The organism is Burkholderia sp. Ac-20345, from assembly GCF_017104825.1.
Classification (GTDB): domain Bacteria; phylum Pseudomonadota; class Gammaproteobacteria; order Burkholderiales; family Burkholderiaceae; genus Burkholderia; species Burkholderia lata_B.
This window is the reverse complement of the sequence record NZ_JAAGPO010000004.1, coordinates 138471-154453: the sequence shown is the minus strand read 5'-3', so window position 1 is coordinate 154453 and position 15983 is coordinate 138471. Positions and strand designations below refer to the sequence as shown.

Annotated in this window: 14 protein-coding genes; 6 read left to right on the top strand and 8 right to left on the bottom strand. The window is 63.2% G+C overall.

What is annotated here, in order from left to right; all coding sequences use genetic code 11:
* Window positions 1-180 precede the first annotated feature (180 nt).
* Window positions 181-1329: a branched-chain amino acid ABC transporter substrate-binding protein gene (locus G3O06_RS03830; protein WP_174972387.1), complete on the bottom strand. Its 1149-nt coding sequence runs from the start codon at window positions 1327-1329 to the stop codon at window positions 181-183.
* A gap of 248 nt (window positions 1330-1577) precedes the next feature.
* Here G3O06_RS03830 and G3O06_RS03825 point away from each other — a divergent pair, with 248 nt between their 5' ends.
* Window positions 1578-2453 carry a TetR family transcriptional regulator C-terminal domain-containing protein gene (locus tag G3O06_RS03825; protein ID WP_241019489.1) on the top strand — a complete coding sequence of 292 codons (876 nt, stop codon included), beginning with the start codon at window positions 1578-1580 and terminating at the stop codon, window positions 2451-2453.
* Here the strand turns inward: G3O06_RS03825 and G3O06_RS03820 are convergent.
* Both G3O06_RS03820 and G3O06_RS03815 read right to left on the bottom strand, forming a co-directional pair.
* A complete protein-coding gene (locus G3O06_RS03820) occupies window positions 2432-3442 on the bottom strand; it encodes a LysR family transcriptional regulator (RefSeq protein WP_174972391.1) in 1011 nt (336 codons plus the stop codon). The genes G3O06_RS03825 and G3O06_RS03820 overlap by 22 nt on opposite strands.
* Window positions 3443-3519: 77 nt before the next feature.
* Window positions 3520-4323, bottom strand: coding sequence for an N-formylglutamate amidohydrolase (locus G3O06_RS03815; RefSeq protein WP_205815057.1), 804 nt, complete (start codon window positions 4321-4323; stop codon window positions 3520-3522).
* Between the two features lie 414 nt (window positions 4324-4737).
* Here G3O06_RS03815 and G3O06_RS03810 point away from each other — a divergent pair, with 414 nt between their 5' ends.
* Complete coding sequence (locus G3O06_RS03810) at window positions 4738-5802, top strand: ABC transporter substrate-binding protein (RefSeq protein WP_205815056.1); 1065 nt, start codon at window positions 4738-4740, stop codon at window positions 5800-5802.
* A 96-nt stretch (window positions 5803-5898) separates the two neighbouring features.
* Here the strand turns inward: G3O06_RS03810 and G3O06_RS03805 are convergent, their stop codons facing one another.
* From G3O06_RS03805 to G3O06_RS03795, 3 genes are all read right to left on the bottom strand, one after another.
* Complete coding sequence (locus G3O06_RS03805) at window positions 5899-6828, bottom strand: GlxA family transcriptional regulator (protein WP_174998582.1); 930 nt, start codon at window positions 6826-6828, stop codon at window positions 5899-5901.
* Window positions 6829-7000: 172 nt separating this feature from the next.
* Entirely contained in the window at window positions 7001-8152 is a 1152-nt protein-coding gene (locus G3O06_RS03800) for a hybrid-cluster NAD(P)-dependent oxidoreductase (RefSeq protein ID WP_205815055.1), read from the bottom strand.
* A gap of 8 nt (window positions 8153-8160) precedes the next feature.
* On the bottom strand, window positions 8161-9420 hold the full coding sequence (locus G3O06_RS03795; protein WP_174972401.1) for an aromatic ring-hydroxylating dioxygenase subunit alpha: 1260 nt from the start codon (window positions 9418-9420) through the stop codon (window positions 8161-8163).
* A 334-nt stretch (window positions 9421-9754) separates the two neighbouring features.
* Between G3O06_RS03795 and G3O06_RS03790 the strand changes: the two genes are divergently transcribed.
* From G3O06_RS03790 to G3O06_RS03775, 4 genes are all read left to right on the top strand, one after another.
* Window positions 9755-10675, top strand: coding sequence for a LysR substrate-binding domain-containing protein (locus tag G3O06_RS03790; RefSeq protein ID WP_205815054.1), 921 nt, complete (start codon window positions 9755-9757; stop codon window positions 10673-10675).
* A gap of 281 nt (window positions 10676-10956) precedes the next feature.
* Window positions 10957-12201, top strand: coding sequence for a Xaa-Pro peptidase family protein (locus G3O06_RS03785; protein ID WP_205815053.1), 1245 nt, complete (start codon window positions 10957-10959; stop codon window positions 12199-12201).
* A gap of 82 nt (window positions 12202-12283) precedes the next feature.
* The gene (locus G3O06_RS03780; RefSeq protein WP_174972405.1) at window positions 12284-12481 is read left to right on the top strand and encodes a tautomerase family protein; all 198 of its coding nucleotides are present in this window, start codon (window positions 12284-12286) and stop codon (window positions 12479-12481) included.
* Window positions 12441-13457, top strand: coding sequence for a DMT family transporter (locus G3O06_RS03775; protein ID WP_205815087.1), 1017 nt, complete (start codon window positions 12441-12443; stop codon window positions 13455-13457). Before G3O06_RS03780 ends, G3O06_RS03775 begins: the two co-directional genes overlap by 41 nt.
* A 74-nt stretch (window positions 13458-13531) precedes the next feature.
* Here the strand turns inward: G3O06_RS03775 and G3O06_RS03770 are convergent, their stop codons facing one another.
* Together G3O06_RS03770 and G3O06_RS03765 are read right to left on the bottom strand one after the other, a co-directional pair.
* Window positions 13532-14503, bottom strand: coding sequence for an Ldh family oxidoreductase (locus G3O06_RS03770; RefSeq protein ID WP_174998579.1), 972 nt, complete (start codon window positions 14501-14503; stop codon window positions 13532-13534).
* A 102-nt stretch (window positions 14504-14605) separates the two neighbouring features.
* Entirely contained in the window at window positions 14606-15658 is a 1053-nt protein-coding gene (locus G3O06_RS03765) for a proline racemase family protein (protein WP_174972409.1), read from the bottom strand.
* Window positions 15659-15983: the final 325 nt, after the last annotated feature.

The following is a 15983-nucleotide window of genomic DNA, read 5'->3' as shown; positions in this document are numbered from 1 at the left end:
ATAAAACCGATCGGGGATGCCGTATCCGTCATCGGGTTTGCCCCGTGTTCGGCGCGGCTTCCTGGCAGCTTTTCCCGGATCGGCCACTTCAGTTTCGAGAGTAGTTGCTGCCAAAAAAGCCTCGCGCTTCTTCATGTCGACTTATGCAAAGGATCGGACATCGTTATGGAACGCCGGGGCCTACTCCGCGCCGATCGTCGTGACCGGGACCCAGCGGCCGCCCTTCACCTGATAGAGCGTCGAGGTCGGGTTCTTGAGGTCGCCGTTCGCGTCGAATGCGATCTTTCCGGTAATGCCGTCGTAGTGCGTGTCGCGCAGCGCGGGCAGGAAGTCGGCGGGTTTCGCGGAATTGGCCTGCTTCATCGCGTGGATCGCCACCCATGCGCAGTCATACGCGAACGGCGCATAGGTCAGCATGTCGGAGCCGAACCGGTTCTTGTATTTCTGGATGAACGCCACGCCTTGCGGCAACGTGTCGATCGGCCGCCCGTACTCCCACGCCATCGCGCCCTCCGCGGCCGGCCCCGCGTCGTTGATGAAGATGCGATCGGCAATGCCGCCGCTGCCGACGAACTGGGTGCGCATGCCGAGCTGCCGCATCCGCTTCGTGATCAGGCCGCCCTGCACGTCGAGACCGCCGAAGTACAGCAGATCGGCCTGCGCGGCCTTCACGTTCGTGAGCTGCGCGTTGAATTCGACGGCCTTGTCGTTCGTGTATTCCGCGAGCTCGATCTTGCCGCCGGCCGCGGCAACGGCCTTCTTGAACTCCTCCACCGCGCCCTGGCCGAACGCGGTCCGGTCATCCATCACCGCAATGCGCCGCGCCTTCGTGACGGTCACCGCGTACTTGCCGGCATTGCCGGAGTTCTGCGCGTCCGTCGCAATGATGCGAAAGACCGTCTTCAATCCCTGGCGCGTGATGGCCGGATTGGTCGCCGCCGGATCGATCAGCGGAATGCCGGCCTTCGCGAATATCGGCGCGGACGGCAGCGCCACGCCGGAGTTGTAGTAGCCGACCACCGCGGCCACGCCATCGTCGACGAGTTTTTGCGCGACCTGCACGCCGATGCGCGGGTCGCCCTGGTCGTCGACCGCATCGAGCTCGAAGCGGACTTCCTGGCCGCCCAGCTTGATGTGCTGCGCATTCGCCTCCTCGAGCGCGAGGCGAACGCCGTTCTCGATGTCCTTGCCGCTTGCCGCGCTCTGCCCGGTGAGCGGACTCGATACACCGATCTTGACGACCTGTTGCCCGTAGGCCGCGCCGCAGGCGACGGACAACGCGACGGCGCTCAGGCCGGTGGCGAGCGCCTTGTGCGAAAAATTGAGCATGGGTTCAGTCCCGCAGATAGAGATAGGGAGATCGATCGCCATGACGACTTGCCCGTAAATATGACCCCTATTTACGGCGCCACATACCGGCCAAAGAATCTGAACATTTGTTCAGCATACGCATGGCTGAAAGAACTATATAACTCATCTATCCGATATCAAAAATAAAAATGTGCGGCTCGCATGCGCGTTAACACTAGCAATCCGCCATTTTCTGCCATGCGACGGCCACCTCAGCGCACGCACGCATGAACAATTGTTCAATCACGCCGTACAATGCAAGCGCCGGCAGCAGCCGAATCGGCATGAACACTTGTTCAGTCACCAGCATTCGGCGCTATCATCTGCGAACCCTTCACTGCTCCGCCCGGGATGACGGCAGGCAGCATTCAATCTGGACGGCACGGAGCACGATCATGGAAGATGGCAGCCGCCGCGGAACCGCTTCTGACGGCCGCAAGGAAGAATTCGCGCAATACGAGGGCATGCGGCTCAAGCTGATCGATTCGACACTCGAAGTCGTCGGTCAAGTCGGGCTGGAGAACCTGACGATCCGGAAAGTCAGCGAATACGCGCGAGTTTCGGTCGGCCTGGTGCACCATCACTTCGAGAACAAGAACAACCTGGTCTACAAGACGTTCGTGTATCTCATCCGGCGCGTGCGCGAACAACTCACCGCCGGCCGGCGCGGCATCGCCGACCCGGTCGAACGGATGAAATTCACGGCGGACATGTGCTTCGGCGATGAAGTCCTGAGCCCCGGCGCGGCCAACGTCTGGCCGCACATGTGGAGTTCGTCCGCACACGACGCCGACGTGAGGCGGCTGTGCACCGCCTTCTCCCGGCGCCTGCGGTCAAACTTCATCCACGACCTGCGAAACGCCGGGTGCGACCGGACCATGGCCACGATCTGGGCCATTCAGGCGATGGCGCTGGTGCACGGGCTCTGGATCGAGCACCGCGTGGCAAGCACCATCACGATCGATGAAGTGATCGGGGTATTCCACGGCATGATCGACGATGCGACCGGGCAACTGTGGCGGATGAACATGCGCGGCGGGCCGCGGCGCCAGACGCCGGACGGCTCCGGGGCGCGCGGGAATCAATCGACTTCGGGCAGGTAGACGTCTTCCGGCTTCAGCGACAGCGTCCGCGCGATATCGCGCGACACCTGGCGCTCGTAAGCACGACGAAGCAGGTCATAGAGGTCGGCGGGCAGATGGCCAAGCTCGTTCTCGCGGTATGACAGGTAGAACGAACGGCTGAGGCCCGCATACGGCCGCCCGTGCCGCGAAAACGCCGTGAGCGGCACGACCGTGATGTCGGGAACATAGTGACGCGATTGCCACACGCAAAGCGGCGTGGTGATCGCGAAGCCGAGCCCGGCTGCCACGAGGCTCAGCGCCGGATCCGTTGCATCGAATTCGCACGATCGCTCGATGTGTTCGGCATGCGCGGCGAGGTACGCGTCGACATGCTGCCCGATGACCGATCTCGCACTGTAGCGAATGAACTGAAGATGCTTGCCCAACTCGGTCAGCGTCGTCAGGCGATCGATTTCGAAACCCTTGGGCAGGACCACGAAGTACGGTTCGGAAAACAGCTTCTGCTTCCGAATGCCCATGGCCGGCGTGGTGCCGCTCGTTGTCACCGCAACGTCCAGCTGACGGGCTTCGAGTTGCGCGTCGAGCGCCGGCGTGATGCCGGACCAGAGCCGGATCTGGTGCGATGCACCCGACAGCGCCTTGATGATGATCGGGCCGATCGTCGCGGCAAACGAATCCACGCATCCGAGCCGCACGACGACGCGCTTGGCCCGCGACACGTTGCGCACACTCTCCACCATCTGGTCCGCGCTCTGCAGCAGCGACGCGGCATGCTCGAACAGGCGCTGTCCGGCCGCGGTCGGCCTCGCCGGCCGGGTCGCACGATCAAGCAGCGTAGTGTCGAGCAGCGTCTCCAGCGCCTTGATGCGCTGCGACACGCCCGCTTGCGAGATATTCAACCGATCGGCGGCATCGGAGATGGAACCCGCTTCCACGACCGCCAGCCAGCTGGCAAGGAGATCCCAGTCGGGATACCGTTCAGGTCCGCTTTCTTTCATGATGGGCATCAAGGTGACAGATGACTGTAGCACGGGATGGTGTCGCCCTGAAGCCCTTGCCGCGAATCGGTCTCGCGATTCGCTCGTCAAGTGCCATCGGCATGCGCCAGCGTCGACAGTGCGTCCAGCAGACGACCGAGCAGCGCGTCGAATTCGCTCGCGATCGGCGAGACGGCAGGCGCGGTCTCGCACGCGTCGCGCCACTTGCCGGCCACTTCCAGCTCGACAACGTGAATCCCGGCCGCGGGCCTTCCGTAGTGCTGTGCCGCGAACGAATCCGCCAGCTTTCCGTTGACGACCCACGAACGTCCGCCGCGCTGGACCGCCTTCGTCAGTGTGTTGACGAGCAGCTTGTCGCACGACGCACCGCGGTTCGTTCCCACGTTGCAATCGGATGCGCCCGACAGGTATTGAAACGGCGAGAGCCGCGAGCTGGCGTGCGGCACGACGAGCAGCACGTCGCCGTGGAGGTCGCGCAGTCGCTTCAGCTCGCCCGCGAGTGTTTCGTGATAAGGCGTCCAGTATCGTCGTACGCGCCGCGCGACCTCGACTTCCGACGGCTGCGCCACGCCGCCGTAGAGGCTCTCCCCCGCCGGAGAATGGGGCCGGCACAGCGCGCTGCGGCCCAGTTCGGACGCAAGCGACTGATGGTCGGCGGCCATGTTGACGTCGATCACGCACGGATGCATGCGCGCGGTGATGCACGACATCCCGCGCGCCACGGCGGCTTCCTGGAGCCGTGTGCCGCCCGGATCCACCCGCACCTGCCGTACGGCATGCCACGCGCGCAGCGCCAGCAGTTCCTCCGGAATCGCAGTGCCGACATGCGGCGCCGCAACCAGGATCGGCCCGTCGCCGCGATAGATCTGACCGCCGGCCTCATCGTACATAACGTCGCCCTCGATATCGTGTCCGCACGCATGTCCCGCCGCGCGCGACGGCGACACACGTTCGTGTTCGCGCGTCGGCTAACACTACGCGCCACGACCGATCGGCCCGGTATCGTAAGCGCGCCTTTATCTATGCATAAGCGTCCGTTGGAAAGAATGGTGCCAATTTCGTCCACCCCAAGATGATTTCGCGACCGGAATGCGGGCTTGCGGATCGCGGCATCATCGAAGGCAGCTCGCAAGCATGACGTATGAATACCCGCCGCAAGCCGGATCACGTGACAGGGCGTGCAGCGGAGATTCAGATGGGTGTGCCGACCGCGGCAGACGCACCATTTCCGGCTTCGGTAGAAAGCCGTCTGCCGCTCGAAAACAATCGCGGAGACTTCTGCAAATTTCTTGGTGAGGCTTTGAATGAATCACTCTATGAAGGCGCTGGCACTCGTCGTTATCGGCATGGCGGCGCTGCCTGCCACGGCCGCCGAACTCGTTTTCTCGTCGTGGGGCGGCTCGTATCAGGACGCGCAAAACGCGACCGCTGTGCGTCCGTTTGCGTCGCAATCGGGAACGAACGTCAAGACGGACACCTACAACGGCGGGATTGCCCAGATCCGCAGCCAGGTCGAGACGAAGAACGTCACGTGGGACGTGGTCGACATGCAGCTCGCCGACGCCACGCGCGCATGCGACGAAGGCCTGCTCGAGAAGATCAATCCCGCGTCCCTGCCGGCGGCCTCGACCGGCGCCGCGGCAAAGTCCGACTTCATGCCGGGCGGCCTGTCGGACTGCCTGGTCGGCAACGTCGCATGGTCCACGGTGGTCACGTACAACAAGAATGCGTTCAAGGGCGGAGAACCGACGAAAATTGCGGACTTCTTCGATCTGAAGCGGTTCCCAGGCAAGCGCGGGCTGCGCAAGTCGCCGGAAGCCGCGCTCGAGTGGGCACTGCTCGCCGACGGCGTTTCCGCCGCGGACGTCTACAAGACGCTCGCGACGCCCGATGGCCTGAAACGGGCATTCAGGAAGCTGGATACGATCAAGTCGTCGATCGTCTGGTGGGAAACCGGCGCGCAACCGCCGCAGCTGCTGGCCGACGGCGAAGTGACGATGACGAGCGCCTATAACAACCGGATCTACGTCGCCGCCACGCAGGACAAGAAACTGTTCGGATTCCTGTGGGATGGCGAAGTGAAGAACATCGAAGGCTATGCGATCGTGAAGGGGTCGAAGAACCAGAAGGCCGCCCAGGACTTCATTCGCCATGCGACCTCGACCGAGGCGCTCGCGAAGCTGGCCACGGCCACGGCGCTTGGGCCGCTGCGCCAGTCGTCGGTCAAGCTGGTCGATCCGAAGGTCGCGCCGTACCTGCCGACCGCGCCGCAGAACCAGAAGAACGCGATCGACACCAACGTCGCATTCTGGGCCGATCATTCCGACGACCTGAACCAGAAGTTTGCGGTCTGGCTCGGCCAGAAGTAAGCCAGCGACGCAACGGCAGGGCTGGGCCGTGCGCCGGATCGCGAACGGCCCGACCCTGTCTTGCCGACGACCATTCCGGCCGGTCCCGATGACCGACTATGCGTGACGCGGAATGCGACGCTCGGCGATCGGCGCATGGCCGAATTCCCGTCGATACGCCTTGCTGAAACTGCACGCCGACGGGAATCCGCAACGGCTCGATACGTGCGCGATGAAATCGTTGCCGGTGCGCAATAGCCCTTGCGCGTGCTTCAGGCGAACGCTCAGGTAGTACTCACGCGGAGACGCGTTCAGATACTGCTTGAACATGCGCTGCATCTGGCGCTCCGACAGTCCGACAAGCCGCGCGATATCGTCGAACGAAAGCGGCTCTTCGACGTTGGCTTCCATCAGGGTCACCGCCTCCACGAGCTCCGCACGCGCCGACTCGAGACGCGCGCCGATCGGTATCGGCTGGTGCTCGCTCGCACTTCGAAGCCTCGTCAGAAGCAGGTGCTGCGACACGCGTACGACCAGGTGCGGGCCGAGATGCGTCGACATCAGATTGAGCATCATGTCCAGCGGGGCGGTGCCGCCGGTACAGGTCATGCGGTCGCGATCGACGACGAACAGTTCACGCGTAATCCGGACGTCCGGGAACTCGGTGCGCAGCCTGAACAGATCCGCCCAGTGCACCGCGCAACGGTAGTGGTCGAGCAAGCCCGCCGACATCAGCGCATATGCACCGCTGCACAGCGAGCCCAGCGCAATCCCGCGGCTCGCGAGCGCGACGAGCGCCTGCCGCAGCCGCGCGTCTACGGTCTCCCGGATGTGCGTGCCGCCGCATACGATCATCACGTCCGGCAGATCGCCGGATGGCTCCAGCGCCTGCACGGGCCGAATCGAGATGCCGTTGCTGGCTTCGACGGGGACACCATCGACGGAGAACACCGTCCAGCGATAGTGCTCGACGCGGTCCAGGTAATTGGCGATACGCAGCGCTTCCAGCGCATGCGTGAACGCGATCATCGAATACGACGGAAGCATGAGAAACCCGAAATGGCGCGGTTTCGAATCCGGGACAAGCGAGACGTCGTGCACGATTGCAACGCAAGGAAAGTGAACGGACCTGGATAAAAGCGTCCCGAGACGGCTTCGTGGAAAAGCCGACCGGGACGCTGTCCGACTGAAGGCGGGGAAACCGGAGGTTCGGCGCGAACTACAGATCCAGCACGAGATCCGACGTAGGCCGACTGCAGCACATCAGACGCAGGCCCTTGTCGATTTCCCGCTGGCGAATGCCGCCGTTGTGCTGCATGTCGACGGACCCTTCGAGCACCGCGGTCTTGCACGTGCCGCAAATGCCCTGGCTGCACGAGGAAGGCAACGCGACGCCGTTCTTGCGTGCGGCGGTGAGCACCGTCTCCGACGCATTCATCTCGAACGTCTTTCCCGACTTGGACAGCCGAACCGTATAGGTGCCGTCCGCCACTTGCTCCGCGTTGCCGGATGCGTCGGCAACGTCCGCAAGCGGCGCCACCGTTTCGGCAAAGTTGAAGCTTTCCTGATGGTAGCGGGCCGGATCGTGGCCGCCCTGGACGAGAAGATCCCGGACGGCGTTCATATAGCCCGAAGGGCCGCAGGTGAACACCTCGCGATCGCGATAGTCCGGGACATACTGGCTCAGGAGTTCCACGCTCAGCCTGCCGATCGGACCGCTCCAGCCAGCCTCGGCTCCAAGCGCTTCGCACACGTGAATCACCTGGAGATGGTCCGCGTCCTCCCGCAGCCGGGTCAACTCGTCGCGAAAGATGATGTCCTCGGGCGTTCTCGCACTGTGTACGAACACGATATCGAGGTTCAGGCCGAGATCGATCGCCGCGCGCGTCATCGACATCAGCGGCGTCACGCCCGAGCCGGCGGACAGGTAGAGCATCTTCATGGCCGGCGCACTGGCCGGCGTGAAGATGCCGGACGGGCCGAACGCATTCAGCTCGACCCCGGGCCGCATGGTGTCGTGCAACCAGTTCGACATGGTCCCGCCGGGTGTGCGCTTGACCGTGATGGACAACGTATACGGCCGCGTCGGCGGCGACGAGATCGTGTAGCAGCGGCTGACCGGCACGCCGTCGATGTCGGCCGATACGGTGATGAACTGGCCGGGCTCGAAGCTGAAGGCCTGTCCGTCCTTTCCACGAAACACGAACGTCCGGACGTCGTGCGTTTCAGCGCGCACCCTGCAGCACACCAGCGTCTTGCGTTCGCCGCTGGACCATTGCGGCTCTGCGCGTTCCCAGGTGCCGGGGTCCGCGAAGCGATCCCGTGCCGCCACGGCCGGCCCGGACAGGCAAAAATTCTCTCTGACAGTCATGATGAAACTCAGATGCCGTGCGCGTTCAGGCGTGCGTCGTACCAGCGTGCAAACTGATCGAGCGCGCCTTCCGTGTAGGTCGAGTACGGGCCGGGAACATAGCCCGGGTCCTGCGTCCCGCTATGGGTGATCGCGACGAGGTCGGCATCCTGCCGCGTCGTGGCATCCCATACTTCCGTCAGCGTCTTCAGGTCGTAGTCGACACCTTCGACCGCATCCTGATGCACCAGCCACACGGTACGCACCAGCGTCTTGTCCGGCGCAAGCGGCAGGACGTATGCGACCACCGCGTGATCGCTCATCACGTGCGTCCACGAGTGATGGCCCCACATGTGCACGTCGCCCAGATCGCGACGCTCCAGGCCGCCGAGCAGCTTCGTGCACGCCACCTTCGTATCCATCGTCTGCGATTCGCAGGCGCCGGCAATGACGAGCCGCTGCGAACGGAAGTTCGTCTCGACGCTCTCGTCGAGTGACTCGAACGCGTCGCAGATGTAGCCTGCCCCCTCCCACTCTTCCTTGCGGGCGGCATTGTGCGCAAGGTATTCGTCATACTCGCGCAGAGATTCGTCGCTCTGCCCGTCCGGGCAGAAGCCGAAGTCGTGCGCAAGGAACGACTGCGTGAGCTCCGGATGCGTACCGCCGCAGTGGTAGCACTCGCGGTTGTTCTCCATCACGAGCTTCCAGTTGCCGTTCTCGACGATCGTCATCTCGTGCGCGATCTTCGTTCGCTGCATGTCGTGTGGCGCGAAGCGCGGCGTCATCACCGTCTCGAGCGTCGAGAAATCTTCCGGCGCTTCGTCGGCGAGGCAAACGAACACATGCGCGCCGACCACCTTGACGTGCACCGGAATCAGGCTCCGGCACTTCGTATCGAAATCCTTGCCCATGTGGGTCGCATGTTTCAGGCTGCCGTCCAGGTCGTACGTCCACTGGTGATACGGACACACCACCATGCCGACGGTCGCCTTGGCACCGCCCTTCATCAGGCGTGCGCCGCGATGCCGGCAGACGTTCCGGTAAGCGCGGATGTTCTCGTCGTCATCGCGCACGATCAGGATCGACGACTTGCCGATATCGACGGCATAGACGTCGCCCGGTTCCGGAACATCGGCCGTCACGGCAACGAAGATCCACAGCTTCTCGAAGAAGACTTCGACGTCCGTCTCGAACACGTCCTGACGGCCAAAAAGCTCGGCCGGCATCCCGTGTCCGGGCTTGCGGCTGTCGAGCAACTCGCGGTGGGTCTTGAGCGGGATCGCGGACATGTACTCCTCCAATGGGTTGATTTTCGCAATGCTCGTATTGCGCTTTGCCCGAAGTATTGGAGTGCCGATTCGTAGCGTCAACGCGCCTTATTTTCTGCTTCGCATTACTTTAAGTTATGCGACCTTTTCCCCATCCTGATCTACGCTGATTCGACCTGCCCGCAATGCATCCCGCGCCTTCCGGCGACCGCGGCGCACCGGCTTGACCCTGGCAATTTGTCAGCACAGGATGTCGCGCCGGCGCGTCGGTCGATGGTCCTCTCCACGGGATTTCCAGTGGCAGGGCTCCGTCCTGCCTCGAGCCTGTACCCCGCATGACACCAACCTGATGAACATGACAAAACGAACCAAAGGGTATCGACGCATCGTCCCGTCGTTGACGGCGCTGGTCGAGTTCGAAGCGGTCGCGCGCCTCGCAAGCTTCACGCTTGCCGCAACCGAGCTGGGTGTGACGCAGGCGGCCGTGAGCCGGCAAGTACGCGTCCTCGAAGAAACGCTGAATGTCCGCCTCTTTCATCGCCTGCATCGCTCGATCTCGCTGACGACAGAGGGTGAAATGCTGTACCTGACGGTGGCCGAGTCCATGCAAAAAATCGCCGGCGTCTTCGATCGCCTGTCGACCGGCGCCGAGCAGCAGGAACTCGTCCTCGCGTCGACCGCACCGTTCGCGCAGTTTCGGCTGCTGCCGCGGCTTCCCAAGCTCAAGCAGCTGTCGCCCCCGTTGCAGCTGCGGCTGACCACCCAGATGTTTACGGCCGACCTCCGGCATGTCGAGGTCGATGTCGCCGTACGCTATGGCGACGGCCGCTGGGCGGACGGCACGTCGATCCTCTTGTTCGACGAGGAAGTGTTTCCCGTCTGCTCGCCGCGCTTCCTCGAGGAAAACGGCATGCCGGAATCGCTCCAGGCGCTTGCCGCGCTGCCGCTCGTCGAATCCGATTCGACCTACGAGGGATGGATGGGCTGGGACGCATGGTTCCACTCGGCGGGCCACCGCCCGAGCCGGCTGAACTACGTGCTTCGCTGCAGCCTCTACACCGACGCCGTCCAGGCGGCGCGATACGGGCAAGGGGTCGCACTCGGCTGGAGCCGGATGGTTCACGACCTGCTGGCGAGCGGCGAGCTGGTCCGTCTGCCAGTCGGGTCCTGCAAGATGACCGACGCCTATTTCGTCGTCGTTCCTCACGGTCGCTCGATCACGCCTGCCGTCCACCAGCTGATCGACTGGCTGCGCGAGGATCTCCCGGTTCGCTGAACCGCGCCGGTCGTCCTTCCATACTCATCGTTGACCGACCGCCATCACGTCAGTGAAGCCGGTCGACTTTGCCCTGCCCTGCGCGCGTTCGCTGCGTCGCGTTGCCGTCGCTGCCTGCGGCGGCACTCGCATAACCTAATGTAATGCAACGAGGAAAATATAGGCCGTTGACCGGCCTTTTCGTCCTTTCGATACTGGTCTGAATCGTACGCTGACGTCCGATCCATGCGCCCTAACTCAGGAAGACGGCGCACAGTCCATACCAACGAACAGGAGGAGCAATGTCGGCTGTCAGTACGCTTCATGCCGCAACCACGATGCAAACGAACGTGAGTCCTCCGGGCTTGCCAGACGATCTGATGGAGCGCGTACGCGCCTATCGTATCGAGCGGGTCAGGAAAGAGCTTGTTGCGCGGCAATGCCCGGCGATCGTTTTGTACGATCCGGTCAACATTCGCTACGCAACCGATACGTCCAACATGCAGATCTGGACGGGACGCAATCCGACTCGCTATGTGATCGTATTTGCCCACGGCCCCGTCATCGGTTTCGAGTTCCACAATTGCGAACACGTGTGGAAGGGCAACATGCTCGACGTCGAGCTGCGCGGCGCGACATGTTGGAATTACTTCAGCTCCGGACCGGAATCGACACGCAAAGCCAGGAAATGGGCTCAGGAGGTTGTGGACATGCTACGCGAGCACGCGGCGTCCGAGATGCGCATCGCGGTCGATAGACTTGATCCCGAAGGTGCGCAGGCGTTACTGCAACACGACGTCGAAATAGTGGACGGCCAAGCGCTGATGGAACACGCGCGAGCCGTCAAGTCCGACGACGAACTCGTGCTGATCAGAGCGGCCGTCGCCGTCTGCGAACAGGGCATCCAGCGCATGCGCAATGTCTTGACGCCCGGAATGAGCGAGCAGGACCTCTGGGCCCATCTGCACTACGAGAACATCCGGCTCGGCGGCGAATGGATCGAGACGCGTTTGCTCGCGTCCGGGCCACGCACCAATCCGTGGATGCAGGAATGCAGCGCAAGAATCATGAAGCAAGGCGAACTGATCGCGTTCGACACCGATCTCGTGGGTCCTTTTGGATACTGCGCCGATATTTCGCGGACCTGGACCGTCGGCCACGTTCGTCCCACCGACAACCAGCGCCGGCTCTATGCAGAGGCATATGAGCAATTGAATACCAATATGGAATTGCTGCGTCCGGGCATGAGCTTTCGCGAGTTCGCCGAGCGCAGCTGGAAGATACCAGATGCCTACCGGAAAAATCGGTACAGCTGTATCGCACATGGGATCGGCATGGTGGATGAATATCCGTCGGTCGCACACGACATCGATTGGGAAAGCGGCGGCTATGACGGCAAATTCGAAAGTGGAATGGCCCTCTGCGTCGAAAGTTATATCGGTGCGGAAGGCGGCGAAGAAGGGGTGAAGCTCGAACAACAGGTTCTGCTGACAGAAACGGGCTGCATTCCGCTTTCGACGTTCCCATTCGAGACGGATTGGCTCTAATGGCACCCGGCGACGATCGCTCGGCGTAGTCGGTCGGTTGCGCCGAGATCGACAACCCACTGTTTCGAGAAAGGAGATACCCATGCCGGTCGTTCGCGTCAGTTGGCTCGCGGGCAAGGAAGCATCTGCAAAGAAGGCCGTCGCGGCCGAGATCACCGAGAGCCTGTTTCGCCATGCCGGGATCGAACCCAGGCATACCTTCGTCATCTTCGAGGACGTTCCCGCAAGCGATTGGGCCATTGCGGGCGAGCTGTGCGCCGAGCAATTGCGCCCCGCATGACGAAGCGCGCCCGAGCCGATCGCCAACCCGCCGGACCCAACCCATCTTGATACGAACCTATTGCGCCTTCATCCTCCTCGGCGTGTTCTGGGGATCCAATTTCATCTACATGAAATGGGCGGGGGCATTTATCAGCCCGGTTCAGATATCGCTGCTGCGCGTGCTGTTCGGTTTCGCGCCGCTAGCCGCTCTCGCATGGCATCAACGCGCGATCCGGGTCGGCCAGATACGTTACCTGCATCACTTCGCCGTGATGGCCGCGCTGGCTGCGGCGTTCCCGTACTTCGCAATGGCACAGGGGACGACGCTGCTCCCGTCCGGTATCGCCGGCGTGCTGGGTGGGTCGTCCACCCTCTTCACGTCACTGGCATCAGGCCTGTTCCTGCGCGGCGAGAAGATGAACCGCCCGACGCAATACGGTGTCGCGCTGGGCATGGCAGGCATCGTGCTGATCGCGCGGCCATGGGCCGGCATGGGCAATAGCGGCGCCATCAGTCTGCCCGGCATCGCATGGATGATGTCGGGGTCGGCACTCTTCGGATTCTCGTACATCTACGCCCGGCGCTTCCTGTCGCCGACCGGCCTCGCGCCGCTAGCCATCGTGACCTGGCAGATGGGCGTTGCGTTGCTGATGCTTGCCGCACTGACCGACGTCCACGGCATCGGGCGGATCTTCGAGGACAGCCGTGCGACAACCGGCATCGTGATTGGGCTCGGACTGTTCGGCACCGGCTCGGCATTTATTCTGTATTACTACCTGTTGCAGAAACTCGGCGCCGTGGCGGCCGCAGGCGCCGTGTACATCACGCCCGTGGTCGCACTGCTCATCGGGTGGAGCAGCGGCGAAGCAATAGGACTGACGGAGATTCTGGCTGCCGTCCTGATTCTCGGCAGCATCGCCATGCTCGAAGCGGGCCGCCAAACCCGCGCGCGGCAGCAATCGCGATTCATCCAGGGCGCGGCCCCCGCCGAGTGACGTCGCTGCAGAATTGCAGCGCGACCGGATCGACTGTCGGCTGCCGCCCGGCGAGCCGGCGCGGCATGCGCGGCTCAGCGGCCCGTTCCGAACGAACGGACCCGGTTCATGACGTCGTCCGGGACATCGATCTCGTGCACCTTGATGTGGCTGCCGGGAATACGCACGCCGGCCTGCGCGAGTCTTGCGAGCTGCGTGGCCAGCCGTGCTTCGAAATCGCTGTCGAATACGCCGGCCTTCACGGCCACGACGAAAAGCCCGACACCCGGCGTCTCGCTGCCTTGCGCGTAATGCGGCGCGTCCATCGACCAGTTGGCACCGGTCACGCCCGCGGCCAGGATCTCCATCGTCATCGCGATGTTGGCGCCGCGCGCGCCGCCGAACGGCAACAGCAGGCCACTGATTGCCGCGCGCGCATCGGTGGTCGGCATGCCATGCCCGTCCACCGCCCATCCGTCGGGAATCGCCTCACCCGTTTCCGCGGCCTTGCGCACGTTGACGAATGCGGTTGCGCTGGATGCCTGGTCAATCACGAAAGGCCGCGCGTTCGCAACCGGCGCGGCAAACGACACCGGATTGGTTCCGAACACGGCCTTGCCGCTCTCCAGTGTGGTCATCTGCGCCGTCGCGTTGCAGGTGCCGAGCGCGACCAGGCCCGACTCCGCCAGCCTGCGCGTGTAGTAGCCGAGTTCGCCGACGGTGAAGCTGTTCGACACGGCCAGCGTGACGACGCCATAAGTCTTCGCCCTGTCGACGAGTTCGTCGAACACACGGTCATAGGCCAGTTGTGCGATTCCGCCGCGCGCGTCGACCCGTACGGCGGCCGGAGCCGGAAAACTCACGTCCGGCTCGGCACGCGCGGCAATCCTGCCCTTCGCGAAACCGTCCAGGTAATCCGGAAGGTGCGCAAACCCCACCGCCTTGCTGCCGGCCAGTTCAGCCGATATCACGGCCTCGGCAAGCGAATGCGCGATCGCATCGTTCGCACCCACCGCCTTGATTGCGTCGAACGCCACTTGCCGCGCCGCTTCACGCTCGTATTTCATCGTCTCGACTCCAAATGCAGTGGACGACCCGAGCCGCTTCGATGTGCCCAGGTCGCCCGCCTGCCTGCCCTGCCGACCGACGGCCTGCCAGGCCGCCCTGTGTCATGCCCAGATGTCACCCATCGTATAGCCGTTGACGAACGGGTCGTCGGGGTCGAGCACATAGGTGTTGTAGCCGTAAATCCACGAACGGCCGGAGATCGTCGGCACCACAGCGTCGATGTCGCCGATGCTGGCCCGCTCGACGAGGTTGCCCGTGAACACGGTTCCCAGCACGCCTTCGTGTCGAAACGGCTGGTTCAGGTCCAGCTGTCCCTTCGCATGAAGCGTGGCCATCTTCGCGGACGTGCCCGTTCCACACGGGCACCGGTCGATGGCGCCGGTCCACGTCGCCGGATTGTCGAAGTCGATTGCGCCGCTGGCAACCGTGACGGCGTTCTTCCAGTCCGCATTCGGGTTCTCGGTCGGACCGGACAGCTGCGCGATCGTGATCCCGTAACCCGGGTAATGCGGGTGTGCGACGGGCAACTGCTCCTGAGCGGCCTTCAGGATCAGCGCGGAGACCCGGGTGATTTCCCGGCCATGCTCGGACTTCAGCTCGAGGCCCTTGAACTGGCGAACGTCGGCGATCACGTAGAACATGCCGCCCCAGCCCACGTCCACCGTGACCTTGCCGAGATGCGGCACGTCGATGACCTTCTCGATGTGGGCGGCAAACGCCGGCACGTTCCTGAAGGTGACGGACGTGACCTTGCCGTTGCGGCATTCGGCGCGGATACCGATCAGTCCTGCCGGCGCTTCGAGCTGGAACTCCGTCACGGGCTCCTGCATCGGGATCATCCCGGTTTCCAGCAGCACGGTTGCAACCGAAATGGTGTTGCCGCCGCTCATCACCGGATATTCGACCTGCTCCATGATGATGTAGCCCGCCGCCGCATCCGGATGTTTTGCCGGCACCACCAGATTGCAGCAGAGCGGCGGATAGCCGCGCGGCTCCCGAAGCATCAGCATGCGGATCTGGTCGTCGTTCTGCTCGAGCCACTTCATCTGCTCGTAGACCGTGTTGCCCGGGATATGGGGAACGCCACCGGTGATCACGCGCATCGGCTCACCCGAGTGAGTCTCGACCGCATGGAAAGTGCGCTTGAAAGTCATGATCGTCCTGTTTGCCTACGTTCTTTACCGACGATGATCGTTCCCGGCGTGGCGCGAACGTCTCAATGTATCGCGCAACGCCGTCCCCGCGACCTGACGGCGCTCACGCGTCCCGGTCATGGTCATCGATTCGATGAGGCAACATACTCCGGTCGAATGATCGGCCGATCTGATTTAGCCGAGGTTGTGCTGATCATAAGCAGCGCTTAGGCAACCGGGGGAAGCGCTGCAAATCGCAGCCTCCCGCCGCATTTTCCAGGCCCCCGATCTCCTCGACGAGGTGTGCGCCTGCTGTCCGCCCTTGAACTTCGGTACGGGCTGATAT